The sequence below is a fragment of the Bacillus sp. MM2020_4 genome (assembly GCF_011250555.1).
In the GTDB taxonomy this organism is placed as follows: Bacteria; Bacillota; Bacilli; order Bacillales; family Cytobacillaceae; genus Neobacillus.
In genome coordinates this window covers 1-3,127 of sequence record NZ_JAANMZ010000090.1, presented here as the reverse complement: position 1 = coordinate 3,127, position 3,127 = coordinate 1, and the positions used below count along the sequence as shown (strand labels likewise).

The following is a 3,127-nucleotide window of genomic DNA, read 5'->3' as shown; positions in this document are numbered from 1 at the left end:
TCATTATTTAATTCTTTTATTACATTAATAAAGCCGGGAACCTTTAAAATTTGATTAAAAAAGTTTTTCTTATTTTTTTTATAATACTCACTAAATTTTAAAGATAATTTTTCTTTATCATCATCATTCTTTGCTAATAATTTATTCAAAGTAGCTCACCCCTTCTAAAATCCTATTACTTCATTTTCTATAGATATCATCGGATAAGGGACTGTAATTACTAATATCTATGATTGCTTCTAGGTGTTTCTTACTAAAAACCATATTTCTTTTCGCGTATCTCAAAGGCCTCTTTTCCACCTTCAAGAATTTCGCAAACATGTGTTTTTATACCTTTACCGTCGAGTCTAGCATCATCTTCTTTAAAATCACATTCCATTGCACCTGTCAAATATTCAAATCTATGATTAGCATTTTCTATTAGTTGACCATCTTGATTTGCCACAATTACATTTTCAGAGTCTGTTAATACTACTAAGTTAGCATTATGAGTAACAATTATTATTTGTCTTGAATCTTTCTTTCTTTTCAAGATGTCAACGAGATCCTTACTTATTGTTCTATTATCTAAGTTATCCTCTGGCTGATCAATTAAAATAGGGTGCTTCTCATCACTCATTTCTAAAAACAGCTCTAATAGCACTAATCCTCTTTTCCCCGGAGACATTTGATTCAGACTGTCTCCATCTTTCAGGAAATCAAAAACAATCTTCGTATGCCCTGTATTGAACAGATGCTCTACTGCATCTTGTCTGGTGAATGACTTTCTAAGCTTTAATTTCGTTTCATCGGTTTGTATTATCATTTCACAAATATGTTTCAACTTACTTAAATAGTTTTCAATTTCAAATATAAATTGATCATTTTCATCAAAAAGCATTAAATTTTCTGCATCTGGAAAAAGGTTACTTATCTTCCCTCTTCTATTAAACAATGATAGGAAGCTTTCCTCAAATTTAGCTTCTTCAAAAGTAATATCAGTCTGAAGAGTCAAATTTGAAAATTCATTTCTATTATTAAAATAATTTTTTATTTCTAATAAAGTTTTTAAATAATTTTCAAACGTATTAAATATTCCTTCTTTTATCTGGTTAATAGTGAGCTTGAGATTTTTGTTTATATCCTCAAGTGTTTCTAATTGATTTATTAATTTCTCTTGTTCACTTAAATTTTGTTGTAACTGAGAAATATCTGATAAACCTTTTAATTTATCTTGATATGGTCTTAACTTTTCTTCGATAGCCACTATTCTTTCGCCTTGAAGTTTATTCCAATCATTATAGGTTTTAGTCTTATTATCAAATTCGATTAGTGTATTAACAAAAGCCTCATTAATTTGAATACTTAGTTTATCCGTGAGTTCTAAATATTCGTCAGGTAATCCTATTGTTAAATCTTTTAAACTAGTATTGAAATATGTAACCAATGAATTTAATTCCTTTGATGCAGCTAGACCTTTTTCATTATCTTGTTTTCTTTCACTGATTAAGTTTTGAAGCTCTTTCTTTTCGTTTTCATATTGTTTCATTTCCAATTCACCCTCTGGTGAAATATTGGATGATTTAATTCTTTCTTCTATTAATTTCTGAAGTTTTTCATATTCTTTTTCAACCGCATCTTTATTCCCTTCTTTTTTAGTTTTTTCCTCGTTTGTTATTAAATCTTGGATTTTTTCAAACAGCCGTCCAATATCAAACTTAACTTCTTTAGAGTAATTTTTTATTTGATCTCTCTTTTCCGTAAGAAATCTCGAATGTTCTTCATTTTGCATTAGAATATCCTCAATCTTTTTTTGGAGGTCTTTATTGGCTGTTTCCTCCGATAAAGAATTTATATACATTTGTGGAATGTAAGTTACTTTCCCTTTGCTTTCAGAGAAATTATTAGAGGAATCACCGTTTCTCCAGATAACTTCAAATTCTACATCTTCTATAAAACTAGTTGAATATGGATTCTTCCATTTTTCATCCATAGTCCGAATTTCTATTTCATCTTTAGAAATCGCCTGAGCTATTTTATATAACAGTAATGATTTACCAGAAGATTTACCACCAATAATTGTGTTTAATCCGGGATTAAACATAATTTCTTCAGAGGTAAACTCGTTGTTATCAATAAACCTAATCGATTTAATTATATTGTAATCGGATTTCAGATCGGGGTTGTTTTCCTGTATGATAACCCTTTTTTCTGGTTCATGAATAACTTGTAATAAACCATTGAAAGATGGATCAGCTTTAATCCATGTAAATCTATTCATGTCAGGTTTACATATTTTCTCTATTTTATGTGCATCAGAACCATGAATACACGGTTTTAAAGAACCATAATTTTCTATAATTTTTTCCTTAGGATGGTTAGAGGCTTTTCCAAGAAAAAAAACCCTGTCGCCCGGCCTACTTGAAAAAACAGCATCAGCAAATTGATAAATTTTTCGTTGTTCCATTTGCATGGAATTTCCCCTGATTCCTGAAGCACCATCTGTCGATTTATTAGCTACTACTGTAAAAACGTTATTTTCAAAGATATTTTTATTTTGACTAAAAACAGTCTTTAATTTATCTATTGAAACCTTGAATTGGTTCATACCTTCTTTCAGTGCTTCATCATTACTAATCTCACTGTTCTTAGTCATCTTTCCTAACTCTATTAAATCACTATATGTACAACTAAATGTATTCCCTGCATATTCATATTTAAGTTCTCTAAAAAATTTATCATTTATTTGGTCTACAATGTTTGGAGAGAAGATTACATGAATATTAATTGGTCTATCACTAGAAGTAACAGTATCTATTCTCATTTCCACATTTGGAAGAATTAAATCAATATTGTTAAGCCTACCGGCTCCTTTGTATTCCATGACTTTTAAGTAACCCTCAATAGAATAATAGTCTGTTATCCCTAATACGCTAATATCTTCTAACACCTCTAGAGAATCAATATACTCATCCCATGAACTAAATTCATTATGTAATTTTGAAGCCGGGGAATGAACGTGTAAATCCCATTTACGCCATATTGAACCCTCACTATTTAAGAATTTCTTCACTTTAACATCTCCTATATATTTTTTCTAATTTAATCCAAATTTTTTTATTTATCTCTCACTAAAATTCTACAGTAT

The 3,127-nt window shown here is 29.4% G+C and carries 1 protein-coding gene; it reads right to left on the bottom strand.

Going from position 1 to position 3,127, the window contains the following annotated elements:
- Positions 1 to 253: 253 nt before the first annotated feature.
- Complete coding sequence (locus G6554_RS25105; protein WP_166246824.1) at positions 254 to 3,052, bottom strand: TrlF family AAA-like ATPase; 2,799 nt, start codon at positions 3,050 to 3,052, stop codon at positions 254 to 256.
- Positions 3,053 to 3,127: the final 75 nt, after the last annotated feature.